The sequence below is a fragment of the Varibaculum timonense genome, assembly GCF_027694345.1.
Classification (GTDB): Bacteria; Actinomycetota; Actinomycetes; order Actinomycetales; family Actinomycetaceae; genus Varibaculum; species Varibaculum timonense_A.
The window spans coordinates 127365-153573 of record NZ_JAQEVU010000001.1 but is presented as its reverse complement, the minus strand read 5'-3'; the positions used below and the strand labels follow the sequence as shown (position 1 = coordinate 153573).

General features: G+C 48.0%; 21 protein-coding genes. 7 read left to right on the top strand and 14 right to left on the bottom strand.

Going from position 1 to position 26209, the window contains the following annotated elements; all coding sequences use genetic code 11:
• Positions 1-10 precede the first annotated feature (10 nt).
• The 4 genes from PG728_RS00640 to PG728_RS00625 all read right to left on the bottom strand — a co-directional run bounded on the left by PG728_RS00640 (position 11) and on the right by PG728_RS00625 (position 4245).
• Positions 11-1096: an aggregation-promoting factor C-terminal-like domain-containing protein gene (locus PG728_RS00640; protein WP_072510012.1), complete on the bottom strand. Its 1086-nt coding sequence runs from the start codon at positions 1094-1096 to the stop codon at positions 11-13.
• 172 nt (positions 1097-1268) lie between these two features.
• Positions 1269-2204, bottom strand: coding sequence for a TatD family hydrolase (locus tag PG728_RS00635; protein WP_270625103.1), 936 nt, complete (start codon positions 2202-2204; stop codon positions 1269-1271).
• Positions 2205-3656 (bottom strand): sensor histidine kinase, encoded by a 1452-nt coding sequence (locus PG728_RS00630; protein ID WP_072510014.1) that lies wholly within the window; start codon positions 3654-3656, stop codon positions 2205-2207.
• A 70-nt stretch (positions 3657-3726) separates the two neighbouring features.
• On the bottom strand, positions 3727-4245 hold the full coding sequence (locus tag PG728_RS00625) for a DUF2505 domain-containing protein (RefSeq protein WP_270625101.1): 519 nt from the start codon (positions 4243-4245) through the stop codon (positions 3727-3729).
• Positions 4246-4380: 135 nt separating this feature from the next.
• Between PG728_RS00625 and PG728_RS00620 the strand changes: the two genes are divergently transcribed.
• The 5 genes from PG728_RS00620 (at position 4381) to PG728_RS00600 (ending at position 9479) form a co-directional block, all read left to right on the top strand.
• The gene (locus PG728_RS00620) at positions 4381-5190 is read left to right on the top strand and encodes a hypothetical protein (RefSeq protein WP_270625100.1); all 810 of its coding nucleotides are present in this window, start codon (positions 4381-4383) and stop codon (positions 5188-5190) included.
• 137 nt (positions 5191-5327) lie between these two features.
• Complete coding sequence (locus tag PG728_RS00615; RefSeq protein ID WP_270625098.1) at positions 5328-6122, top strand: thymidylate synthase; 795 nt, start codon at positions 5328-5330, stop codon at positions 6120-6122.
• Between the two features lie 10 nt (positions 6123-6132).
• Entirely contained in the window at positions 6133-6657 is a 525-nt protein-coding gene (locus tag PG728_RS00610; protein WP_270625096.1) for a dihydrofolate reductase, read from the top strand.
• Between the two features lie 68 nt (positions 6658-6725).
• On the top strand, positions 6726-9017 hold the full coding sequence (locus tag PG728_RS00605) for a YhgE/Pip domain-containing protein (RefSeq protein WP_270625094.1): 2292 nt from the start codon (positions 6726-6728) through the stop codon (positions 9015-9017).
• 237 nt (positions 9018-9254) lie between these two features.
• Positions 9255-9479: a hypothetical protein gene (locus tag PG728_RS00600; RefSeq protein ID WP_270625092.1), complete on the top strand. Its 225-nt coding sequence runs from the start codon at positions 9255-9257 to the stop codon at positions 9477-9479.
• 158 nt (positions 9480-9637) lie between these two features.
• On the opposite strand, the gene PG728_RS00595 is transcribed toward PG728_RS00600, so the two are convergent.
• The 8 genes from PG728_RS00595 to PG728_RS00560 form a co-directional block, all read right to left on the bottom strand.
• The gene (locus PG728_RS00595; protein WP_270625091.1) at positions 9638-9886 is read right to left on the bottom strand and encodes a hypothetical protein; all 249 of its coding nucleotides are present in this window, start codon (positions 9884-9886) and stop codon (positions 9638-9640) included.
• Positions 9886-10557 (bottom strand): hypothetical protein, encoded by a 672-nt coding sequence (locus tag PG728_RS00590; RefSeq protein WP_072510021.1) that lies wholly within the window; start codon positions 10555-10557, stop codon positions 9886-9888. The genes PG728_RS00595 and PG728_RS00590 overlap by 1 nt, the downstream gene beginning before the upstream one ends.
• An 816-nt stretch (positions 10558-11373) precedes the next feature.
• Complete coding sequence (rbsK, locus tag PG728_RS00585) at positions 11374-12276, bottom strand: ribokinase (protein ID WP_072510022.1); 903 nt, start codon at positions 12274-12276, stop codon at positions 11374-11376.
• Positions 12277-13299 (bottom strand): aldose 1-epimerase family protein, encoded by a 1023-nt coding sequence (locus PG728_RS00580; protein WP_072510023.1) that lies wholly within the window; start codon positions 13297-13299, stop codon positions 12277-12279.
• Positions 13299-14702: an L-fucose:H+ symporter permease gene (gene fucP / locus PG728_RS00575; RefSeq protein WP_333558156.1), complete on the bottom strand. Its 1404-nt coding sequence runs from the start codon at positions 14700-14702 to the stop codon at positions 13299-13301. The genes PG728_RS00580 and fucP overlap by 1 nt, the downstream gene beginning before the upstream one ends.
• Complete coding sequence (deoC, locus tag PG728_RS00570; RefSeq protein WP_072510024.1) at positions 14702-15352, bottom strand: deoxyribose-phosphate aldolase; 651 nt, start codon at positions 15350-15352, stop codon at positions 14702-14704. Before deoC ends, fucP begins: the two co-directional genes overlap by 1 nt.
• Before the next feature lie 113 nt (positions 15353-15465).
• Positions 15466-16443: a sugar-binding transcriptional regulator gene (locus PG728_RS00565; protein WP_072510025.1), complete on the bottom strand. Its 978-nt coding sequence runs from the start codon at positions 16441-16443 to the stop codon at positions 15466-15468.
• A 530-nt stretch (positions 16444-16973) separates the two neighbouring features.
• Positions 16974-17297 carry a hypothetical protein gene (locus PG728_RS00560; RefSeq protein ID WP_072510027.1) on the bottom strand — a complete coding sequence of 108 codons (324 nt, stop codon included), beginning with the start codon at positions 17295-17297 and terminating at the stop codon, positions 16974-16976.
• 504 nt (positions 17298-17801) lie between these two features.
• Between PG728_RS00560 and PG728_RS00555 the strand changes: the two genes are divergently transcribed.
• Positions 17802-18893 (top strand): phosphotransferase, encoded by a 1092-nt coding sequence (locus PG728_RS00555; RefSeq protein WP_270625349.1) that lies wholly within the window; start codon positions 17802-17804, stop codon positions 18891-18893.
• Between the two features lie 3 nt (positions 18894-18896).
• Here PG728_RS00555 and PG728_RS00550 read toward each other — a convergent pair whose 3' ends face one another.
• Positions 18897-22382 carry an ATP-dependent DNA helicase gene (locus PG728_RS00550; RefSeq protein WP_270625086.1) on the bottom strand — a complete coding sequence of 1162 codons (3486 nt, stop codon included), beginning with the start codon at positions 22380-22382 and terminating at the stop codon, positions 18897-18899.
• Complete coding sequence (locus tag PG728_RS00545; protein WP_270625085.1) at positions 22379-25699, bottom strand: PD-(D/E)XK nuclease family protein; 3321 nt, start codon at positions 25697-25699, stop codon at positions 22379-22381. The genes PG728_RS00550 and PG728_RS00545 overlap by 4 nt, the downstream gene beginning before the upstream one ends.
• Before the next feature lie 245 nt (positions 25700-25944).
• Here PG728_RS00545 and PG728_RS00540 point away from each other — a divergent pair, with 245 nt between their 5' ends.
• Positions 25945-26172, top strand: a complete 228-nt coding sequence (locus PG728_RS00540) for a DUF3107 domain-containing protein (RefSeq protein ID WP_270625083.1) — start codon at positions 25945-25947, stop codon at positions 26170-26172.
• Positions 26173-26209: the final 37 nt, after the last annotated feature.

Here is a 26209-nt window from a genome sequence, read left to right as displayed (position 1 = left end):
CCCTAGCTTACTAGTACCAGCCTATACGTTCAGAATGATTCCAGGCTTCACAGGGACTGCCGTAGCGTCCTTGAATATAGCCGAGTCCCCACTCGATTTGAGTGGCAGGATTAGTACGCCAATCCGCACCCGCAGATGCCATCTTGTTTGCTGGCAGCGACTGAGGAATACCGTACGCTCCCGAGCTGCGATTTCTCGCTGAAGCATTCCACCCTGATTCCCGATTCCACAGTTTAACTAGGCAGGTAAACTGCCCCTCGGACCAGCCACGGGCAATAACTTTTTGGTGGGCGATTTCTTGCGCCTGTCCGGCGGGAACTACCGGTCCATAATTGGTGTCACCAGAATTATCTGCCGGTCCGAATCGCACAATTTTTGGTTCTGCCTTTACCAGGGTAGTTACCTGTTCAGCAGACTGAAAACTGACGCTGCCATCAACTTTTTCTACAAAAGTAGTTTTTGCGGTAACGCCCTGTTTTCCTTCGTTTTCTACAATCTCTTCTCCGGGTTGCAAAGTCTTGTCTTCTACTTTTTTAACTTCCGGGGCAGATTTTTCTTCCTTTTTCTCTATGCCCCGTTGCACCCGCGCGACTTTAATGGTTGCCGTATTTTGACTGCTTTGTTCAACGGTGACTCTATCTAGGTTCGACAGTTTGATACCTGCTGCTTGGGCTGCTGTTCGCGGGTCTGAACCCGGTTTATAGACTCCTTTAACCTCGGCATTGTCCACCCGGAAAGTTGTCTGCAATACTGGAGCATCATGGTGGGCGGTTTTCCAAGCAACCTGGGCATTTTTTGTTTCTTGGAGGACGACTGGGCGAGCGTGGACTATTTTGATTTTTTGGTTTCGGGAGATTTTTGTATCCAGGGCGGGACTCACTTGATCATATTTACCCACTTTAATTCCCATATCGGAAACAACTTGTTCAACTGTGCGATTGGTGGTTTGCATTTGACGGGTAGCGCCATCAACGGTGACGGCTACGCTTTTATATTCACTGGCTACCGCCGCTAATCCTCCCAGGACGATAGCTGTGCATATCCCGGCGAAAATGGCTGTTAGCTTCACCTGGTTGCGCCGATGTTTTCTGCTCACGTATACCCTCGCTGCACTAGATGGTAACCCTGGGAAATAAAACCCCCAATCAGAAATAACTGTAACCTGATTGTTACCAAATAGCTACCTGTTCGATATATTTCCTTAGTGGAATAAAACACCACCAGTCTACCTCGCACAATAGACTTTGTGAATAGATATTAACGTCCCGCTAATCTAGCGCCGTTACCGCCTGTCCATACACCTCACGAGTATTACTACGTAGCTGGCTCACCAGTTCAGGTTCGCTTTTATCGGTGATTTCTGCCAGCTTTCGCACCGTCCAGGCAAGCATATAGGAAGCATTCGGCTGCCCCCGGTGCGGATGCGGAGTTAAATAGGGCGCATCGGTTTCCACCAGCAATAGCGAAGCTGGTATCTTTCGGGCAGCATCGCGCTGCCACTCGTTCGCATTATAGGTGACCGGCCCGGCAATAGAGGCATACCACCCCTGCTCTGCCAGTACCTGAGCCATTTCTTTGTCTCCACTAAAACAGTGGAAAACCGTACGCTCGGGAGCGCCCTCTTCCATTAAAATCCGAATAGTGTCGGCATGAGCCTCCCGGTCATGAATCTGCAATGGTAGATTCAGCTCTTTAGCCAGGGAGATATGCATTCTAAAAGCCTGCTGTTGCGCAGATTTTCCCTGCGCAGAAGTGCGAAAATAATCCAATCCGCTCTCGCCTATCGCAACCGCCTTGTCGCAGCCTTTTACCTGCTCATAAACTTCAGCTATCGCCTGTTCTAAGGAATAGTTTTCATGCCAAGGCTTCAGTGAATAGGTTTGCCCATCGGGCGCTTTAGCTACCACTTTCGCGTGCAAAGCGGCCTCATTCGGGTGAATAGCAAGCGCGCAAAATACCTGGGGATGCTGCTCAGTTAATCGCACTGTAGGCGCAAGCTCATCGATTTGACAGCCTGAGGTAATCAAGGCGCTAACCCCTACAGTTTTCGCCCTCTCCAATTGTTCATCTAGACTCAGCCGTACCCCCTCTACCAGGGGAATCTGCTCTTCCCACAGCGGCAAGTGGGTATGATTATCAACTATTTTGCCCGCCAAAGAGCTGGGCAGGTCTGGCCAGCCACGCCGTCTACGTGATTTCCCCATTTATCTAACGTCCTCCTCAATGCGGGCATGGATATGCACCTTCGTACCGCCCTCCTCGGGGCAACTCCAATCAATAGAGCCCTTAAGATTTGCACGTACCAGAGTGCGCACAATATGGGTTCCCAGTCCGCTCAGCGGTTTATCTTCTAAACCACTACCATTATCGCGCACCCAAACATCGAGCTCACTGCGTTCACGTTTAGCCTCTAAAACCACTTTCCCATCACGATTTGCCAAACCGTGCTCAACCGCATTAGCAACCAGTTCTGAAATCACCACTGCCAGTACCGAAGCTGTCTCGGCATCAATCATTCCGAAACTACCAACAAACTCAGTATCAACTTCTTGATCGGTTGCCGCCATTGCCGCCGACATTCTAAGTAGGCGAGAAATCATTTCGTCAAAATCTACGGTTTCACTGACCGTTTGCGATAGCTCTTCATGAACACGCGCAATCGAGGCAACCCGCCGTTCTGCCTCCCCTAAGGCTGTTTTAACCTCTTGAGAATCGGAACGACGAACCTGCAGACGCAAAAGCGCACAAACAGTTTGCAGATTGTTTTTCACCCGATGATGAATCTCGCGAATCGTAGCATCTTTGCTCATCAATTCGCGTTCGCGTCTACGCACCTCAGTAACATCTCTACACAACAAAAGTGCCCCCATTCGCTCGCCAGACTGCTCTAAAGGCAACGAACGTAAAGAAACAATACCCGAGGGCGACTCCACTTCTGCCAGCCAATACGCTTTCCCCATTACCACCACCGGCAAGGTTTCATCGACCTGGCATTGATCTTGAACCACCTCGGTTATTAGCTCAGCGAGAACCGCCCCGATAACCTCTTCCCGAACTCCCAAGCGACGTAGACAAGAGCGCGCATTGGGAGTCAAATCCAGCACTCTGCCCTCTGCGTCCAAATTAATCGCGCCATCAATCAGGCGCGGCATCCCGTGAGTAGTAGCTGCCGGCAGAGAAGCAGCCGGAAAACTACCTTGAGAAATCATTTCACAAAGCATATTCGCGGTTTTATGAAACCACTGTTCTTGCTGTTCAAAAACACGCAAAGACTGAATATTAACCTCTACGGTGAGGGCAGCAATTACCCGAGAGTCGTGACGAACCGGAACCGCATTGGCGATTACCGAATAAGAACCCGCCCAGCGCACTTCCGGAGTAGTAGGCTGCGAATCCGGAGCAAAGGCAGATTTAAGCATTCTGGAGCGCGTTGGCGAAGCCGTAAGCCCCACCACGTCATCAAGGTGGATAGTAAAACCAGATCCCGGACGGGTATGGGCAATCGCTACATACCGCCCCTGGTCATCTGGAATCCACAAAATCAAATCGGCACTGCCAATATCAGCTAAAACCTGCCAATCGCCCACCAACATATGCAGATGGTCGCTATCACTGTCCGATAAATCCTGACCGTACCGGCGAATCAGTTCCCTCATCCCGCTCACGGTTACCAGTCTATGCTAGGAGCGACATCGGCAAGTTATGAGGTATCCCTGAACGGAAATTCTATTGAGCGCTACTTTGCAGCCAACTTGCCGCTGCGTCCTCTTCCGCGCTAGCTAACAATTGCATCCGGGAGAGAATTTCCCGCTCAACTTTACCGCCGATAAACGGCAATTTGACTTCCAGTTTTCCCGAGAGGTGACGTACGGTTTCCTGCCGGTTATTTTCTGGATACTTCAGCTGACTATCTGCTTTGATTGTTACTGGAATACTAGCGATATTCACCTGAAAACTGCCTTCAGCTATTAGAGGAACAGCCGGATTATCCACCCAGGTTTCCACTATTTCTATCGCTAACTCTTCTGGAAGTAGGTGGGCATATCTTCCAAGTTCTTGCCAGGCGTGAGGCTTAAGGGTCGCCCGCGAAATATAAATACCGGAATCGGCTTTTTCAAGTTGCACCTCGCCAAGAAAAGCCGGCATTTGCCTGAAGCGAAACTTTAGAAAATCCGGATTGGTAAGCATCGCCCAAACCTGCTCTGGAGAGGACGGATACTGAATTTCCAGCTGAAACTCACGCAAGCTATCTCCCTTTCTTTGGAGGCTCTCACACCGTTTAGGCTCGCTGTTAAACGCCCTGGAGACTAACCTAAAAGTATTAAGCAGTATTGATTGTATCCAGTTTTGACCATCTAGTCTGCCAGGAGTGAAAACAAAATGTTCAAGCGCCCAGTTTTCAAACGCTTTCAGCCTCACCCGCGTTTGCCAAAAGAGCAGATAGCTACCACCGTCAAAGAGGTACTGCCTAAAATACGCCAGGCTTCAGACTTTGGACAAGTACTAGATGCGGTACTGGATATTCCCAACGAATACATCGACAACAAGCTGTTAAAACTGGTAAACACCTACCCGAAAGCAGATGTTGCGCAGCTTGAAACCATTTTGACCAAGCAATATATCACTCGCACCGCCTACGCTTCCTCGGCAGTAGGAGCCGGAGCGGCAATACCGGGAGCTGGTACCGGGGTAGCTTTAGGGCTTACTGCCGGCGAGCTTGCTACCTACGCCTTGCAGACTACCACCTATATTTTGGCCGTTAGCCGTTTGCATGGTTTTCGCCCTGCCGACCGGGAAAAACGCCGCACCCTGATATTGTCTAGTCTCCTGGGAGAAGAGGGCGCTCGGATTGTATCCGATCAGTTGGGATTACGTTCTCTTAGTTGGGCACGCTCGTCCTTGAAAAACCTTTCCTCCCCCACAATAAGTCAGGTAAATAAGGCATTAATGAAGTATGCTTCAAAGAAACTCGCACATCGCAGCGCTGGCCGCATTGCCGGACGTCTTATTCCTTTTGGAATCGGAGCCGGGGTTGGATATTTATCTGGGAAAGCGGTCGCCAAACGGACAGTAGCGGGCGTACAAGCAGCTTTAGGGCAAATCCGGAACCTTTCCGCACAGGAATTTATGGTTGAGCTAGCACCGGTTATCAACATTGAAAGCCAGATAAAAGCTAGCGCCGGGCAGTAAAACTACCCCTACCAACCAACTATTCCCAGCTTTATCCATTCTGCCTAAGTACTACCTGCGGCGAATACTCAGGCTTGGCGATCGAGCCGGATAGATTGCCGTTAAAATATGGGGTAACACTAGCGAAAGGTGAGGGCGTGTTAGATACACAATATGAAGATTTACTGCAAAAAATCTTAGAGAGCGGAAACCAAAAGGAAGATAGAACCGGCACCGGAACTCGTTCACTTTTTGGCGCTCAATTGCGCTATGACCTCTCAAAATCATTCCCCTTGATTACCACCAAAAGAGTTTTTATGCGCGGAGTCGCCGAGGAGCTTTTCTGGTTCTTATCGGGAAGCTCCAGTGTAAAACCGTTACAGGAAAAAAACGTTCATATTTGGGATGATTGGGCGAACGAAGAGGGCGAACTAGGACCGGTCTACGGAGTGCAATGGCGTTCTTGGCCAAGTAGGCAAGGAAATATCGACCAAATCGAAAAACTGCTTTCTAATCTAAAACAAGACCCGTCCTCTAGGCGGCTACTGGTATCTGCTTGGAACGTATCGGAACTGGACAAAATGGCTCTTGCCCCCTGTCACCTGCTATTCCAAGCATATGTAGCGTCTGGTCGTCTATCGTTGCAAGTCTACCAACGCTCTTGCGATATGTTCCTGGGTGTCCCTTTTAATATCGCCTCCTATTCTTTACTAACCCATATGTTGGCTCAGCAAAGCGGATTAGAAGTTGGTGAATTGATTTGGACAGGCGGGGATTGCCATATTTATAACAACCATATCCAGCAGGTTAAAGAACAGCTTGCTCGCCGTCCTTATCCTTTCCCCACTTTGCATTTACGCCCCGCAGACTCCTTATTCAGCTACACCTGGGAAGATGTACAGGTTGAGAATTATCAGCACCACCCCACGATTAAAGCCCCGATAGCAGTTTAGGAGACAGCAAATGCATATTGGCATGATTTGGGCGCAGGCAGCCCATCGAGTTATCGGAGACGGTCGGGGAATGCTTTGGCACGTCCCCGCTGATTTCAAGCATTTTAAAACCACCACCATGGGCAGCCCTATTATTATGGGGCGGCGTTCCTTTGAAGCCTTGGGTAAAAAGCCTTTGCCTGGGCGCTTAAATATCGTATTGACTTCGCAGGAAAGCTATCAGGCAAAGGGCGCATCTCTTGCTTTTTCGCTATCCGAGGCTTTGACCCTAGCTAAGGATTCGGGCGCTGAGCGCTGCTGGATTACCGGAGGGGCGCGCCTATACGCAGAAGGTATGGAAATAGCTGATGAACTCGTAGTTACCTACCTAGATTTAGATGTAGGAGACAGTGAGGATTTTGCTCATGCTCCCCTAATTTCCCCCGCTATTTGGAAAAAAAATTCACTGCGTTCTGACAGTGAGTTTCGCCCTATTTCGGGGGATTGTCGCTGGCAGGTTACCTACTATGAAAGAGCAGAAAACCCCAGCGATTAACACCATTCGATACACTGGTGTATCGTAATCTTTTGGTAAAGATTTCATCAGTAAAGTCCGGAGGTACTATGGGAAAGAAATATCGTTGGAACACTCTTTCCAACATAGTGGTAGTCGTAGGTGTCCTGATTATCCCCCTAATGTATTCCGGTCTGTTTACCTGGGCATACGAGGATCCAATGGAACGGGTAGGGACCTTAAAAGCAGCGGTCGTAAACCTCGATTCCCCGGCAGAAGCTAACACTGGCGAAAAAACCCGAACTATCGACCTCGGCAAAAGTCTAGAAAACGAACTTTACAAAGAGGACGCCCCAGGCTTTGACTGGACAAAGTCCTCGCTATCACAGGCAAAAACCGGGCTAAAAGATGGAACCTACAAGGCAGCCCTGATAATCCCTAATGATTTATCTAGCTCGTTTGCAAATCTTGCCAACCCGGAAAACAAAGTACCTACCAAGAAAGCTCGGCTGGAGCTGCGTACCGATGACTCGGTGAATTACCTACAGGGCACGATGGCGGTATCAGCTGCATCTGCCCTGCAAGCTGCCCTATCGCAACAGGGAGCTGCCGGATATATTGACCAACTCTTACTATCAACCGGAACTCTAAAAGAGGGTTTTCTAGATGCCAGCTCCGGTGCCGGAAAACTTGCCGAGGGCGGAAAACAATTAGGGGACGGCGCTGATACTTTAGTGGCAGGACTAGGAGAACTCGCCGATGGGAGCGTTAAAATCCGCAATGGCGCGCTAGTGCTTCGAGACGGGGTGAGCGCCTATACCGGCGGAGTATCTACTTTAAGCTCTGGACTTGGTCAGCTAAATGCCAATATGCCCAAGTTAGCGGCAGGTGCACAACAAGTTGATGGCGGAGTCGATCAAATCCACCAGCAGGTTTCCGCTATTCAACCTGAGGTTTCCCAATTGGTTAAGAAAGGAAATGACCTAGTTGATTTGCTAGCGCCGCTAGCTAATTCAGACGTTGATGCTGCACAAATTGCAAAGTTTTTAACCGAATTTAAAGGAGTGGTTACCGCTTGTGCTCAGGTTCTTCCAGCTGCGCTGCCCACAGTTCCCCAGTGCAAATTATTGTCTGATATGGCCAAGCAGCAAGGTTTAACCCTGCAACAGCTAGCGGAAAAAATCACGAAAGCCCAAGACCTCCTTGGAATGGCAAATAAACTCTCCCAGCTCAATCCTCAAGAAATCAAACAGAAACTAAACACCGCTGACCAGGGAATAAAAGAACTGAGCCGACAGACTGCCCTTACCCCTGCTTCCCAAAACGGAAAAAATAAGCCAACCTTAAAAGATGGCACATTTGCGCTCGCTAACGGATTAGCTCAAGCAGAAAAAGGAGTTAATAAACTAGCTTCCGGCGCTGCCACCTTAGATAAGAATTCGGCTCAACTACAGCAAGGAACAGGCGCTCTAACTGGCGGTCTTAACTCGCTATCACAGGGAGCGAAAAAAGCTTCCGATGGTGGAAAACAGCTCTCTGTCGGTATAGACCAACTTGGCGAGGGAGCCTCAAACCTCCAAGACGGTCTCCGCAGCGGAGCCGAGCAGATTCCCGAGGTCAGCAGCACTCAAGCGGATAAAGTTTCTAAATCTGCCAGCACAGTTGCAGATGTTAAATCCGTGCGCGAAAACTCCGTCAGTAACAACGGTGCCGGATTTGCCCCGTTCTTTATGGCTTTGTGTCTATGGATTGGGGGAATCGCTATTTTCTTGATTTTCCCGGCATTGGATTTACGACGTCACCCTCAGGAAAGCTTCTGGCGTTGCGGTTTCCGTTCTATGTCAATAGGCGCGCTATTTGGGGCACTTCAAGCAGTTACGGTAGTGACCGGTTTGCAACTGTTCTTAAAGATAAATCCTCATAATTTCGTGGCATTGATTCTGATTTCAGTATTAGCCTCTATCGGATATGTAGCAGTAAACCAAGCATGCGTAGCCGGTTTGGGTTATCGAGGACGCGCCCTTTCAGTAATCTTATTGTGTTTACAGATAACCTCTACCGGGGCAACTTTCCCAGTAGAAACCGCTCCGAAGTTCTTCCAGTTCCTCAGCCCGCTATTCCCAATGACCCACGTGGCACGCACGATTCGCGCGGCTATTGCCGGCGGGGAACTACATTTGGGCAAAGCACTCGTGGTTTTGGCGATTTGGACAGTGATTTCTTGGCTGGTTACTTTCATATCTGCTGCGCGTCGCAAGGGTCAGCGCCCTATGCCCTACGACCCCGCGCTTACTTTCAAGAAAGTTCCACTCGTCTCCTCCCCCTTGGGTGGGGATTCCAACAACAATGTGGAAGATTTTGATCAATATACTCGCCAGGCCAAGGAAAACCAGAGCAGCTAGCCTCATCAATCCCGGGCGATACCTCGGTCTTTTCATTCATCCTAAGGCGAACAAATCTCGCAAAAGTGCAAACGAAAACCTCGCAAACATATAAGCAAAAACCTCGCAAAAGTATCAATATAGCTGTTAGAAGCGATATTTATTTCGATATCGGTTCGAGACATTCGCACCTACGCGGAGCAAATTGACGCTAACTGTTTTGGCTACCGGGACGAATCAGATCTAGAAGTAGATATTTTGCTTGAGTTTGATGATGGAAACTGGGCAGGTCTTGAGGTAAAACTTGGAGAATCAGATAGCGTTATTTCTGCTGCCGAGAATAACCTTCTCCGTTTGCGGAAGAGCCGAATGGTTACTCCCCCAGATTTCCTAGCCATCATAACCGGAGGCACTTCCGGGTATACCCTACCTAGCGGTGTACACGTGATTCCCCTAAGCGCCTTGGGTCCCATCCGCGATTAATGGACTAATTCCCATTCAGGTATCAACCCGACAGTATCCCCTACTGCGTCAAATGTGGCAAAGCCCCGAGAGCCGTTCAACCGTCTACTCGGGGCTTTGCCTAAAATGAGTGCTTATTTTCAGTGGTTACCTGATTGGTGAATATAAAAAAGTTACGACTATTTCTGCTGAGATATTTTTTCTTTAATTTTAAATACAGAAATGCTAATAACCAGAATCAACAATTCAAGAAAATATGTAGCTAAAAACTCTTTTGGAACAGCTGATATCCCCTGAAATATCCAATCGATACCACTCATGTAAAACGCTAGGGGAAGCGGTACAGATAAAATAATTAGAATGCTTATTGCTAGAGCTTTTGCGAAGCTAGGTTCGCCCATTCGCGTTTTCTTGACAGATTTCATCACTACCAAACTTCCTTGATGGCACATTTTCCTGCCTGAAAAGCAATCTGACCAGGTAATCCTCCTGGAAGTGCTTTACTTGCAATCACTTTAATTACATAAGAAGCGACTTTCTTACCTAAAAACTTTTTAAGATTTCGATGCATCACAGATGAGGCAACTTTCCATTTGCGTGATTTTAATGCCTTACGAACTTCTTGATTAAAAGCCCGTTTTAACACATCCAATCCATAGGACTTTGCTAACCCGTTTCCTATACAGTTGGCAAATGTCCCCCAACTCCGAGTCTGTATAGCAGGAATTACTAAGTCATCGTACGCTCCCTCGTTTCCATAGAACTCAAAGCCTTTTTCTATCTCCTTTAACAAGGCAATTGTTTCTAAATCATCAGTTCCATAAAAACTGATATCTTCTCGTGAGGGAGATGAATACGACGGCTTTAGATTCTTGACGTTACTTGTTTGGTTTTTAGTCTCCAAATCGAATAATGAATTCTCATTTTCCTGAGTAATCACAGAAGCACAGTTTGCAACACTCGGTGTATGGGTATTTACGATAACCTGATCTTTGGGATACGGTACGGTCTCACTTGCGAATGCTGGTGCGCTAAAACCGGTAAAAAGTAAAGAAACCGATAATGGTAACACCGTCATGGCTGCAATGTTTCTTTTCATTTTTTGCTCCTGTCGTGTTGGGTCATTTTCTACCGCGCGGCAGTAAAACAAATAGTATCAAGAAGCGGAATAAAACCAGTACGCAGCACTTCCGGGTATACCCTACCTAGCGGTATACACGTGATTCCCCTAAGCGCCTTGGGCCCCATCCGCGATTAACTGGCTAATACCTATTTGAGGCTTTGTTACTCCCCACGCTTATCGGGTGACAAAGTTAAAAAGCATATGCCAGGCAATTGATAAATATCGTGATAGCAGGGGAAATCGTGTAGATTTTCGATGAGAACTACCGGTTCGCGGAATTTGTGAAATCTAACTACAGATTCTAAAGATTTCCAACTACATTTTCCGCTTCCCGTAGATCTCGTAGCCACCTGCATATATCTGCTTCAGTTCCTTTATCAGGAATTAATCACGCAAACCGCGCACACTGAGACATTGATTTTATCTGTTCAACAGACGTTAGAGAACAAACCATTTCAAGCTGCTCACACACCATCCGAACCACGTAATCCTTAAAATCGTGCGAACACCTCTTACTCATATCCCTAACCCTCTCAAAATAGGCAGAAATAAAACCCCATGCACTTGAGCAGGATTCGACCTCTCCGCACGCAATCAACTCAGTAAAAATAGCGTGATGCCCTTCCTCTAAATAGAGGAAGGGCATCCAAGAGTAGCAGCAGATTGATAAAAATACCCCTGCCTCATACCCTCATAATTCTAACGTTGTCTGTGCCGACCACTACTAAAAGTAGTGTAACTACTAAATAAGCCCAGTAGCTACGTGATTACCAGGTAGACACGCAAATGATATTAGCTAAATTTCAGCTCCTTTGCTGTTGCATAGGAGGTTTGCGTTCCTCGTTTAGTTACCGCATCACCTGCATAAATATTTGCCTTGCGAATCGAGTCTGCTATATCACCGCTCTGAGTCCAGCTGTGAGAAAAACATCCAATAAAAGCATCACCTGCTCCGGTGGTATCCAGTGCTCGGGAGGAAGTACCCGCAATCAACTGCTCCCCCGAATCGCTAATCCACAAAGCTCCGCGAGCCCCTAAAGTAACAATTACATTTGGAATTCCAGATCGCATAAGTACTTGACCGGCGGCGCGGATATCTTCCTCGGTATCTACCGGCATTCCGGTTAGTAAAGACAGTTCACTCTCATTCGGTACTATAAACTCTACGTCTTTTACCCGTTCCAACGATAAGGAAGGATCAGCTGGTGCTGGGTTCAGCAGAATGGGGATACCTAATTCCTTTCCTAATTGTATAGTTGAATATACCGTTTCTAACGGAATTTCCAGCTGCATCACAATCAATTTACATTTGGCAATTTGTGCCCTAGCACTTTCTACATCATCAGGAGTTAGGAATGCATTTGCACCCTTCACGATGATTATTGAGTTACGGGATTGGGGATCTACAAAAATTGGGGCAACTCCCGAGGTAGCCTCAGTGCGTAAAACAAAATCTGTATCTATCCCATTCTCGGCGAAATTTCTGATGGTGTTGTCTGCAAACATATCGTTACCCACCCTGGTAACCATCAAAATCTTTGAGCCTAATCGAGAAGCAGCTACGGCTTGGTTCGCACCCTTACCGCCACAGCCCATACAAAAATCCGGGGCTTCTACGGTCTCACCTTCACGCGGCATTCGATTTATATAGGAGATTAAATCAACCATATTAGAGCCAACTACTGCAATATCCATTTATTTCTCCTTTATCCCAGTGGTTACCTTGAAATTGCGAACTTCTCCCGGAGCAAGTTCAATCAATGTTCCAGCTTTACGAGCTGCTTCACGCCCTTCTGGACGCGAGGTGCCGGGAAGCGCAAACGCAGCAACTTTTTGATCTGCGTTGTGCAATATCCAGCGCGTAACCACTGGGAAACTCTCAGTGCTAAAACGGGTTTCAAATACCGTTCCATTCTGGCTATCCAATTCTATAATCGCTTCTTTAGTCATTTCATCGACTGCATCAGCGAAATAAACGATCTCCGGATCGAACTCTTCGGCTCCTTCCAAGGAATTAGCATCTCGATTACCGGCTCTAATATCTGCATTTATTTTCAACCAATTTTCGGTTGGTTTAACGTGCGCAGGTACTGATTCACGCAGTTTGAAGGCCTCTACAGGCAAGTTTTGTGTTATTTTTCCGTTTGTCACAAACGCATAGTTCATGTGGCACATATATTGCAGAGGCATTGACGCATACTTAGACAAGTTTTGCACTCGCAGTTCAATGTCAAACATAGATGAATCCTGGCGCAAAGTCACAGCCGGATTGGCTAAGTAGTGATTCCCGAAGCCTTTCAAATACTCGCAGCAAGAAACTACACGAATAGCATCATTTGAAACGATTAATTTTGCCGAGTCCATGGGCGCGCACGCAAATTCTCCATGCAAAGGGTGATTGTCGCCTTCGCCGGGACAACCGGCAGCGAGCAGTCCCGAATGAAAAGCAAAGCACCCGTAGGTATCCTCAATTAGGGTCGCAGGTTTTGGCTCAGAAAACATACTTTCCATACGTAGGCTGTGCCCGCAAAAATTTGCATCCCATATGATTTGCCCCATGAACGGCAAAATCTCAACGTACCCGAGCGAATTATGGATGGTAAGTGAAGCAACTCCTGACGAATAGGTTTTCGCGGTTACCGACCATTGCTCTGAATGAAGTATTTCTGTCTCTAGCGGTGTAAAAAGAGATTTTGTTAAATTAATTTCGTATTGCATTAGATTTCAGCCTTTTGAGAAGTCTTGTAGGAGAAATAGAAGTACATGAATACCGCACCGAAGCAAAAGAGATTCACAGCAAAAGATACTTGCATTGAACCGGTAAGGTCAGAAACTAGCCCCTGTACTGCGGGGATAACTGCACCACCAATAATCGACATAACAATTATTGCTCCGCCAGTTTCTGTATAACGCTTATCTTTTACTGAGTCTAATGTGCGCGAGTAAATAGTTGCCCAACACGGTCCGAACAGGAACGACACCAATACCGCAGCATAAACTGCCGTCATATTGGGAACTAGGATTACATATACTAGCGCCCCCAATCCACAAACAGAATAACCAACGAGGACGAGGTCTTGATTGAATCGAGTCATCAAGATATTTGCCAATAATTTACCCAAGAAGAATCCGATGAACGAAAAAATCATGAAGTTCGAGGCGGTTCTTTCATTAAGACCGTGATCTAGTTGTAAGGCAAGTCGAATAGTAAAAGACCAGACCGCAGTCTGCATACCGACATAAAGAAACTGGGTCAAGATACCAGCTTTAAATCTGCGATTTCCAGCTAAGTATTTCAGAGTCTCGAACACAGTTGCCTTTGTGGTCTCTTTTGCCTTGGTAACTGTTGGTTTACACTTTGGAAACTGTGTAATCATCACTAGAACCAACATCACTAGCAAAATCATTATGATTACCCGGTAGGGATGCAAGGTACGTTGAAGCATTTCCCGAGCAAATTGTTGCGACTCGTCCGCCGAAAGGTTGGCCATCTGATTATGAAGCGCAGCACCTTCGGAAAAAATCAAGTACTTGCCCAACAAAATTCCCCCGATAGATCCCAGAGGATAGAAAGTTTGGGAAATATTTAGTCGCAGCGTGGAATATTTTTTCGGTCCAATCATAGAGGAGTAAGTATTACAGGAGGTCTCTAAGAACGATAACCCTATTGCGATTGCAAATAGAGATAGTAGGAAAACTGAATATGTTGCCATGCGGGAGGCCGGGAAAAACATCGAGCAACCGATTATATAAACACTTAGACCAACCATGATTCCTACTTTGTAGGATGTAGAGCGGATTACTCGGGAGGCGGGGATAGCAATAATGAAATACCCACCGTAGAATGCCGACTGCACAAAAGCGGAAGCAAAGTCAGAAAGTGTGAAAACTGATTTAAACTGCGTAATTAAAATATCATTGAGACTTGCAGCTATCCCCCACATAGGGAAGCAAATCGATAATAAGAGATACTGAAAAATAGGTGTTCGCGATAGGTATCCATCGGATAATTGCAATGCATTATCCTTTATCAGTCCTAAAGTGTTATTTGTTTGTCCTTGGGGAGTGTTTCGCTCCGGCATTAATTGATTCTTCGGTGAGTTTTTTACATCTGTACTCATCAGTTCTCTCCCAACAGTTTAATTCCGGCAGAGGCACCAATACGATTAGCTCCTGCCGAGATCATTTCATCCATGGAAGAGGAGGTTCGGATGCCTCCAGATGCTTTCACGCCCATTTTTGAGCCAACAGTTTTGCGCATAAGCTCTACTGCGTGCGTACTGGCACCGGATTGTGAGAAACCCGTGGAAGTTTTTACAAAGTCTGCGCCCGCCTCTTGTGCACATTCACATGCTTGCACAATTTCTTCATCGGTAAGTAAGCAGGTTTCCAAGATGACCTTCACTAATACTTCGGCACCCGCTGCTTGGACTACAGCAGCGATATCCCGCTGAACTGTGCACCAATCTCCGTCTTTGATTGCCCCCAGGTCTACCACCATGTCGACCTCTTGCGCACCGTCCGAAATTGCTTGGGCAGTCTCGATTTTTTTCACCTCTGTGCAATGCGCTCCGGAGGGAAATCCGATTACAGTACATACTTTAATATCACTACCAGAAAGCTCACGCTTCGCCAGTGAAACCCTATTAGGGCTTACACACACTGACCAGAAGCCAGCAGCCTTAGCCTCATCGCAAAGCTTTCTGATTGCTTCGGTCGTAGCATCCGGGGCAAGCAGGGTATGATCGATTAATTTTGCTTTAGTGGTCATATCTACGTCTCCTTCGACTTCGTGCAAGTTACTGATTGACTTGTCACTGGTTTCACGCTACTTTGCGAGCTATGCATTCACACCAAATTATTGGCACATATGTGCCATTTTAGTTATTTCCCCTTTTTCTTTTGAGTCAAGGCATATAGCATGCGTGCCGTTGCCGTGTCTATTACCAACCGGTTAGCATACCCCCGAATCAATGCGGCATTGATTGCACAGAGCTTATCGGCTCCTCCCGCTAAAAGGATTTTTTGCTCACTGTGCCGCAAATCTGGAAGAGAAATTCCCAGAGTGCGATTGTTGAGATCTGGCAGGCAGACTCGACCATCTGAGTCAATAAAGTGTGAACATACCTCACCCACTGAGTGCGCAGCTAAAAATTCTCTTTCATCCTTACTAATTAACGGACTGTGCAACAGGTTTCCCTCTGAACTAACTGACCCAACTGAATAAAGAACGATTCGTGCTCGGCGCGCAAGCTCCATTGCTCTACTTACAGTCCCTTCTCTTTCAATCGTCAGCTTCGCACCGGCAGATTCCATAACTATTGGATAGCCCATCATATGCACCTCTGCCTTTAAAGATTGTCGTAACTCCCGGAAACTGTTTCGCGTAGATAGATCCATGGATGGCATTTTCAAATCGCCCCCCAATTGCACTACGGTAACCCGCTGTAAATCTAGCGTGCGCAGACTTGCGGTCAATGACTGAATAGTTCGCGACCAGTAAACCCCAACCGTGTCACCATCGCGTACAAGATTCATGAATAGGTCTGCCCCCGCTTTTCCTAGAGCCTTGCGAATATCAACATCGCGCCTTCTAGGTGGCGAAACCAAACGTACTTCATCAAGTGAAAAGACGGAGCGGAGGGCATCAATCAATTCTCTGTCTTGCTCGCGTGGATCCTCTATATTGATTTTTACGAACCCGCGCCCCTTAGCATATGTAAGTAGTTTAGAAACATTCGGTCGGGAAATATGCATTATATCTGCGACTTCACTTTGGGATAACCCACTATAGTAAAGCTTAGCCACGTCCAGAGATTGCCGATCCCTGCGGGTCATTCCCAAACGATCTTTAACTACCATAGAACTATCTAACAGCCTGACACCCACTCTAACTAAACCTAAAGGTCGTTGTGAATTATCTTTTTTGGTTACTTGAGGGGATTGTTTTACACCTAGGAAGTATTCGCGTAAACATAGGGAGTCTGCTGTCGGATTGGTGTATTAGCAGCTTCGGGATGCTCCTAGTGTTTGGAGAGCGACATTTATTAGTAGTAGCGGAATGGGCTTGGCAATTATTTCCTCGCTGCGTAACGTAAGCCAAGATAAGACGTTTACCTCAGGAAACCACGCCCCTAAAAAGTAATGAAATTATAGGTATTAACCCAGATTTTAAAGCTCACATCAGCTATTTTGTGAAAGAACTCGACCGTCTCGCGATAACACGATTGCACTTATTAACCACTACCGCAATTCTTTCTGGCTCGACTTTATTTGCCGGGAAATGAGCGAACGCACGGTTAAACATAAGCACGGAAAGGTTTTTCGGGGTGCGAAAAACCCCGGGCAGTTGAGGGATACCCGGGGTTTTTCTTATTAGGTAGTAAGAGGAGCTACCCAATCATGAAGGAACGTGTAAGGCTGATAGCACCGGCAGCGCCGATGCCACCCAAGATAACGATTCCGGCGAGGGTGCCGGCGCCGCCCATACGGTCAATCGCGGAGAGATTGTTGGCCGCATAAGCTGTAGCATCAACATCGTTAGCAGCTAGGTTTCCGCTAACCTCGGTCGTGCGAGCCTGAATCTGAACGGAAGTCTGAACACCATCATTGGACAGCCCCTCGGCAGCCTGAGCGGTGAGGACACCAGCTGGAATCAAAGCAGCAGCAGCGATTCCGCAAGCAGCTATCTTCTTGATTGAAGCCTTGTTGTTCATTTCAGTCTCCCTCACGACTTGAATTCTTTCTTGTTGGTATCAATCTTACCACCCGGTTAGATGAAAGCAAGCTAATAGCCCTTATTTTTACGTGATGTGCGCCACAATTGCCAAAAACTTATATAGCGGAAACTATAAAAACAAGTGTCTTTACCGCTTCAACCAGGGAATATAAAGATTTTTTTATTTAGCACAATATTTTATCCCCAATACTTACCACCTGGTAAGTATTGGGGATAACCGCCAAATTTCCCTTAAAAACACCTACCTCATGACCGTTATCTAATAACTTTTTCATCACTTCAAATCTTTTCGTGCCCTACCTCATAGAGATTCTACTTTCGTCAATCATTACTCCCACTAAGCACCAACCCCAACCAAAAACAGCACCCCCGTAAGCCACTCCCAATAAAAAAACGAGCCCGAAAACCTCAAAAAATCCGATTAGCGCTTCACTTAAACCCCGAAATCCTCCCAGCTTGATAACCTAAAACAGTGAATGACATGGACAATTTTCTACCTCTAGCGGCTATGGCATCCGCCGCGATGCCCGAGACTGACTTTATTTCCCTTTCTTCTCCACATTTTGAAACCGAAGAAATGCGAGTATGCGCAGTTAAAGACACTGCCGAACGCAAATGGTTAGTCACTTGCCCAACTTCTAGCCACCTAGATAAACAACTGCAAACTCAAACCCGAATCATGCGGGTTCTCTCACACGATGGAGCCCGCCTCCCCTTCTCAGTGCCCTGGCCAGCGCACTCGGTACGAATAGTAGGAGGAAAACACGCCCTCATACATCCCGCATTCTCGGGTAGACCCGCGCAAGCAGAGGACTTCACAATATCGGAAAAACTCGCTATCTCCCTAGGTACTGCCCTCGCTTCCCTACATGACCTACCCGCCCGGATTTTAAAGAGCGCCGATTGCCCTATTTTCACCGCCGACCAGATTCGCCGCCGTTGGCTTCACCTCTTAGACGAGGGTGCAACCACGCGCGCCATCCCCCCACGTCTTTGGCAACGCTGGGAGGAACGTTTAGAAGATACTTCCCTATGGAATTTTTCGCCAGCCTTCATTCACAATGACCTATTAGAACAACACCTATATATAGAGGACGAAACCATCAGCGGTATCACCGGATTTGGACAAGCCCAAATTGGCGACCCTGCCCGCGACCTCGCCTGGGTAGTTTCCTCCTCTTCAGATGACTTCGCTACCTGGGTGTTAGCGACTTATCGAAAACTCCGTCTAGTTGAAGACCCAAAGTTTACAACCCGCATAGAACTCCACTCCGAGCTGGTACTTCTAGAGTGGCTACTGCATGGAGTCCATGAAAACAATGACGAAATCATAGGCGATGCCCGCGAGTTAATCTCTCAACTAGCCGATACTTTGGACGCAACCGGGTTACTGCCGGCTCTGCGCGAGGACGCCCTCCCAAAAACAACCGCTAGGACGAGTCAGACCGACACCCCTAATGCTGACCGGGAAGAAACCAACAACCAGGACTCACCTACCCTTGCGGATTCGCAGGGCGAGGAGGAGCTAAATACCGATTCCCCGGATAATCAGAGCGAAAATGACCAACCCTAGCAGCTAGACCAAATCTGGGAACAGTTCTTCGAGTTTTTGGGGCAGATTTAGCCTTGCCTGCCAATCCTCTAACGGCAACAGCAACTGGTGTCTAACAAAAAATAGTGCCGCATCCACCTCATCAAGGCGCATTCCTTTAGAAAAGGCATACACCAGGCGATAGGTATTAATCTGTTGCATATATTTTGCCACTAGCTCGCCAGCTTTGTAACTAATAGTCCCGGATTCATCGAACTGTAAAGAGTCGGTTTTCCAATCAATAATCGTGGGTTTACCGGTTGCGGGATTCCGTAAAATAGCGTCGATACGAGCCACCAGTTTGATAGTCATCGGAGCAGAGAACTCAACCTCGGAATCGATATATTCCCACCCGTCCTCGGGATGAATTTTCGCTTGCTGCCAACTGTGCTGTAACGAGCGCAAATCTTCACGCACCTGGGTATCGAGATTTTCGGGAAGAGGATAATCATTACCTCGTTGCTGCTGATCGACCCACTGGTGAAACAACGTGCCCACCCTAGCACCCGCGGTGGGGAAATCTGGCAAAGGCCGACGCTGATTTAAGGCGAAAGCCGCGGGGTTATCTTGCAGTTCTCTTGCCCGGGTTACGCCACTAGACACCGGCATTTGAACCTGCCCTAGATACTCTTGTTCAACCCGTAAATCTCTGGTTAGCTGCAAAGCCTGACTGAGCCAAGAAGAATGACTGTCCGCCATGTCTTGTGCCTCCTCTAAATCAGAGGTGGACATTAACCGGTGTAAAAAGGGGTGAGCGTGAATACCGCTAATCAACTCACTGAGCTCTCTCGCCGCCACCGAAAGCCTAGACAGCTGCGGTGATACCGCGCCCGGCCAAGGCTCTTCACGCGGGGGAGCCTCCCAGCTATCGTTTTCATCTGCTTGTCGATTACGCAGCTCGCGCAGCTTTCCGCTGCTATCGACTTCCGCTAAGAACTGGGAAGGAACCCGCTCTTTCTTGGAGGTAGCACTATGGGCGCTACCTCCAATCAACAATTTGGATTCAGCGCGCGTAAACGCCACATATGCTAGCCGCCGATCCGCTAGTTGGGAGTGAAAACCTAACGCATACTGATAACTGGTTATAACTTTGGGGTTATCGGAAAATGTTCCCTCAGCGAAGTCATAACCGCTGTCCTCAATGCCGCGCTCAATGGTGGGGAGAACTTGCTTATCTGGGCGCAAATCATATGGAATCATCCCTTTATCGCTAATCCAGGCGGAATCCTTACATTCGCCCTTATTAACAGAGATAGCGGTTTTCGGTAAACTGCCACTGCCGCTGCGAGACTCATCCATCCCCGGAACGGCTACCCAAGTCCATTCCAGTCCTTTCGCGGCATGGATAGTCATGAGTTGAATAGCGTTTGGATCTGGTTCTTGCAATGGCATATCCAGTCCCGAGCCTTGCTGGTCAGCAAACTTTAACCATTCCAAGAAACCAGGTAAATCGGCATTTACTCCACTTGCCTGGTAATCACGAGCAATCTTTACAAAACTTTCCAAGCACCTGGCAGATATTCCCCCATCGGGACGTACTTTCACATCTAAATCTAGGCAAAGAGTAAAAATTGTGCGCTGCACCAACGATCCTAAAGAATCATGCAGGTGGCGGCGCACAGTAGCTAGTTGGGAACGTAAAATATCTAGGCGGCGATAGGCTTCCGGGCTAAAAGCGCTCCCCGCTCCTTTAACTGTCCAGCCTGGCTGGGGTAAGTTATCGAGTGCGTCCATTAAATAGGGTTGTACGCGAACGCCCTGGTCGTCCTCGGGATTAGCTAAATGCCCTGCCCAACGCCATAATAAATCGATATCAGCCGGACTAATTCCACACCCGGTTATTAGCCGCATTAAGGCATCTCCGCGTCCGGCATCTGCCGACACCTGCAACGCCGCAATCACGTCAGCAACTGCCGGATCGTAAATCAGTCCCGCTACCCCACTCACTTCTACCGGCAGGTTCCGTTTACGTAGCGCCTGGGTAAGGAGCGGAGCTTGGGAATGCTTCCGGATTAGAATCGCCCCGGTGGGAACGCTTTGTTGTTCTTGTGGAGGTAGCTGCTGATTTTTAGCTATTATTTGTTCACGCTCCGCCCAACGTTCAGCAAAGAAATCGGCAACCAACTCTGCTTCTTGCTGGGAATCTTCCACAAAATACATCTGGACTTCACCGGGGTCATCTCGCTTTTGCGGGCAGGTAACCAGCTCTTTTGCTTTTACCCCTAATGAGGGCGCGGCGAATTGATCTGGGGAGGGCGCAGGATCAAGTTTGTATTCTGGTTCCGACCCAGAAAGCCTGGCACGAACCTCGCTTTCAACCTGGATAGCGCTTTTGCCCGCAGAAAGGTTCCGTAAAGGTAAAACCACCTGATTAGCTACCTCTAAAATCGCTTCCCGGTTACGATAGGTCACCGGCATATCTTGAATATGGGCAGCGTGTTCGCTAGCTGGCACTCCAAAACTACTCAAGAAATGTTGCATAGATAAATCTGAAGCCCCACGCCAATCATAGATACCTTGATTGGGGTCACCGACCGCCATCACGCCCTTACCGGTAAAAATAGTAGAAAACAGTTTTAGCTGCGCCACAGAAGTATCTTGGAACTCGTCCAATAAAACCACGTCATAGCGGGCACGAATCTGTTCTCTAATATCGTCAAATTTCTCTACTAAAAGCGCGGCATAATATATCTGATCAGAGTATTCAAGATAGCCGTTTTGTTTCTTTAACTTTTCATATTCAGCAAAAATATCTAATAACTCTGCCCTATAGGTTAGAGAATCAAGAAAACTCTGCATATTTTTATTGGGTTTATTAGAACGTTTCCCCGGCTGACCCGCTGAATACATCTGCTTCATTTGAGTTAAACCAGCCCGCACGTCCTCGGATTCAATTAGTTGATCGCGCAGCTGCGAACCTAAAGCCAAGGCATTTTTTACAGTCGCCCCAATACTTAGTTCAGTGGTTAAATCCCCGGCCCATTCACTAACAACCTGATACATCAGTTGCCAACGCCGCGCCTCATCTAGCAGGACACAGGCAGGGGAAATCCCCAGTCGAGAACCATATTGGCGCACAATTTGGTTAGCGAAAGCGTTATAGGTAGAAGTTACCGGTCGCATTAGAGCACCAGTTTCACTGTCGGTTAAAAAATCCGCAACCTTAGAGAAATCTTTATGCCTGGCTAGCTGACGCAAATAGTTATTGACCCGCTCAGATAGCTCACGATCCGCCTTATTGGAAAATGTCAGCCCCAGAACTCTTTCAGCAGACACCAAAGCATTTGCCACCAGGTAGACCACCCGGAAAGCCATAGTCGCGGTTTTTCCAGCTCCCGCCCCCGCAATCGCCATCATTGGTTTATCCACCGGGGCGCAAATAACCTTTTCTTGATCTGGGTTTGGGCGGTACTGCCCGATTGCCTCGGCAATTTGCGCGGGAGAATAACTAATTTCGGGATTTATACTCATAGGACTGGCTCTCCTTCGCTCATCAATGGACAGCAAGAACGCAGTTTACAGTGGTCACATTTAGCGTTTTCTACCGCTTTAAAGACCGCTCCCGCCGCTACTTGCGCCGCATCAACTATGGTTTGCGCTAACTGTTCTTTCTGTTCATCGGTTAAAGGAGCCTGCGACATTTCTTTGGGAATCTCTGCTTCCCGGCTTCCCTTAGCTTTAGAGACGATAACCAGACTGGAACTTTGCACTTCAGCTTTGGTTGCTTTAAGCACGGGCGAAAGAGCCTTAGCCGCCTGAGAATCGTCTCCCGCTAGCATGGCTTCCAGTACCAGCTGGTAGCAAGCCAACTGGAGATGGTTCTTTACTTCCTGTGCACTGGGAGGGTTTTTCATAGTTTTGAAATCAACTATTCGCACCCCGTCCTCTCCGGCTTCCAGGCGGTCAATCCGGGCATTAAGTAGCGCTGATTCACCCACGAATGCGCGTGAACTAATCTCGCTCACCGCCGGTGCTTTATGATTATCCAGATAGTGCGAGAGGCGAACAATCATATCTTCTTTGCTTTGCAGTTCGGTTCGCGAATAAAACGTCTCTTTATTTTGAGGCCAGTGTGAATAAAAGAAATCTAGGCGCTCCTTTAAACTGTTATCCCCCATTTCCTCCGCTATCTGATGCACCAAGGTTCCCCAAGAAAGACTGCCGGTAGCATCGACTTCTTGACCGCCTCGGCGTTCCAGCAACCAGCGAAGTTCGCAATCATTTAACTGTTCCAAGGTAGAGGGAGAAATTCCGACTCTACTACCAGCTGGCTTTAATCCCGCCGGATTTGTCCACCAGCTAGAATCTCGACCCACTTGTCGCCAGCTTTGCGGGTTTGCGGCAGTTACTGTTTGTGTGGCTAGATAGGCCAAGGTCTCTAGGGCTTTACGCCGGTAGCTATCCGCATCTTCTGATGTACCCCCAGGGGCATCTACTGGAATGTCTTGTGAAAGTAGGGCGCGAAGATACCCCACCAAAGAGCGTACAGAGGGAAATAGTTGCTGTTCCTCATGGTTTTTATCCCTCAGCTTTGAGCTGGCCGTTAAATCATTTCCCCCTAAGGTATCCCAGCTATTTCCTAGATATTGCGCAGTATTAAAATCTCCATTTTTGATTTTTTCACCGAGGTTAATGAAAAAAATCGAAGGCACGTCCTCATTACCTGAACGTGCGGTTACCAGCATTTTCTCTCGGGCTCGACTCAGGGCGCACCTCGCTAAGGAACGTTCAGTTTCGAGGGCGCGTTTTCTGGAGCCACCGGGAACCTCCTGAAGTTTCCCCGAGGGGCTAAGTAGCGCAGTCGCGTGCATTAACTCTGATAATTCCCCAACTCTAAGTAGCGAGCCACTTTCGGAAAGTAAAGGCCATTGCCCATCTTGCATTCCAATTACTACACAGGTGTCCCAGGTACGTCCGGCTGCCGAGAACACAGTTTCTAAAGCTACGGCAGGTTTGAGACCGTGACTGCCGCTGAGCACGTCCTCGGCTTGCCTTTGCCGCAAAAGCACCGCGCAATAGTCGGTCATATTCGCGCTTAAATGCCGTTGTGACCAAATCTCGGCGTGTCTAACTAAAGAAATCACCGCGTCTAATGCCTGGTCGGCGAATTCGTCTCCCGCTAAGGCGCGGTGACGCCATTGCTCTTCTAACTGCAACTCTAACCAGATTTTCTCTAAGGCTTGCGTGGGAGGAAGCGTCAAAGCAGACACGGCAGCGGTAAAAACCTGGTGGCAACGAATCAAAACCTGCGCTCCCTCTACCATTTGAAGTTGGCTAAGAGGAAAACGAGGAGTACCTAGTAGCGCGTAAAACTCTTCTAGTTTGGTATCTACTGCAATCTGGGCTCCCACTAAGGAACGCTCCAAACGGAGCATCTGCAAAGAATCCACGGCAAAAAGTGGGGAGCGAAGCAGCTGGCGGATGGCTTTACCGCGCGCAGTAATCAACTTTTCGTCCCAGCAGTATCCAATACCTAGGTCATAAGCTGGGGCCTGTCCCTGCCCATTTTGCTTTGTTTTTCGAGGGGAAATAGATTTAGCTAACTCTGATTGCCCTGCAATAGTGAAAAAGCGAAGCAAGGAGCCGCTAATCTGGTTGGATTTAAACAGCATGGGCCGACGCCGGTGATTGATAGGAATTTCCAAGCCCTCCAGCAAGGCACTAAGTTCATCAAGCTGCCCCTGAGTACGGGCAATAATCGCCATGTCATTCCATGCCACATACCGTTTTAGATGCTGGTAGCGTAAGTATTCCGCGATAGCCCTCGCCTGCGAAGAAATCGTGGAAAACTGGGCAATTTTTTGATCGCGCGCACTGTCTCCGCCTAGTTTTTGACTGAGTGGATCGCTAAGGGTTAGACCGCCAGCTGTTTCCCGAAATGATTCTTCCAAGGATACAAGTGGACATCCTAACTGTTCAGACAGTTCTTTAGCTCCGTTCGGGTATCCTCCCCGGAACGTTTCTGCCGCTACTTTGGGATTAAATAGGGCGAAAATTTTTGTTCCCCGCTTGCCCATTTCTCTGAGCATTCGGATAGTTGAAGCTGGACAGTCTTGCAGGTCATCGGCAACTATCCAATCCGGCAAAAGCGGCGGTTCTAAGATGGCAGCATCCTGCTCCCAGTTTTGCAGCAACCTAGCTGCCCGGTCTTGCATTCTGGCAGCATCCCATTTGTTGTCCTTAAAAGATGGCTCGTATTGGCTGAGCATGACGGCTCCCGCCTGCCATTCTGTAACTTTACGTTCGCGTCCTAGCTCATCTAATTCCTGAGCGCTAAGTCCCCAATGGGCGCAGGTTGCGAACAGGGAACGCAGATCGGAACAAAAATAATCGCTGCTGCGAAGCTCGGCGTTGATGTAGCTAGGCCAGGGGGCATCTACTTTTTCTAAAAGCTCCCGGATTCTGGCTTCCTCTTCAGAGCCGGTAAGTAACACCGGTTCGCGAAGAGCTTGGCGTCTTTTCATAGCAAATTGCTGCAAAACCTGGAAAGCTAAAGCGCTCGGGGTAATAAAAGGACGAGCAATAGGCAGACTCCGGGCGCAGCGGGAAGTGTTCAAATAATCGGCACGTAACCGTGAGGGAACCAGTCCCCGCACGGTATCGCCCTGCTTGCGTAATTGCTGCATTGCTGCCAAAGCGAGGACGGTTTTTCCACTGCCAGCCACGCCCGCAACTACTAGGGAGCTAGCTGAATCTAAACGCGAAAGCAGCTGCGCTCTAGCTTCACTAAACTCTGGTAATTCCAGTTCAGGAGGAAAAGGGGCGGGACGAACAGAAAAAGTAGCCATGGAAACAATTATAGGGAGCAGCCCCCTCTCGCCGCGTCCTTATCTGTTTAGCCGTAACAAAGACCAGTCCCTAAGCAGCCGATTATCCTATTCGCTTCAAAATAAACGAGAGAGAGATAATCGGGATAACTTGCTCCTAGGATAAATCTAGCTAAAGATATTTTGCTCTCAGCAAGCAATCGGGGAAAGCCTTAGCTAAGGCAGGTAGGATGGGGAGCAGAACACGAAGTTAAACGGAGGATACTGTGAATATTTCCCTGGGACTTAAAGGCGTTGCCAAATCTTTAGATTTAGAAGTAGAAATGGATTCTGAACAGGTAAAATCTGTTTTACAGACCGCCCTAGATGAACCAGGTAAATTGCTTACCCTAACCGATAAACACGGTCAGCAGGTTTTAATTAATTCGCGTTTAATTGCTTACTGCCAGGTAGGTAAACCCGAACCCAAACGGGTGGGATTTGGTATCGGGTAAAACCCTTTTAACAGCATATATACCGCATGGCTAGCCC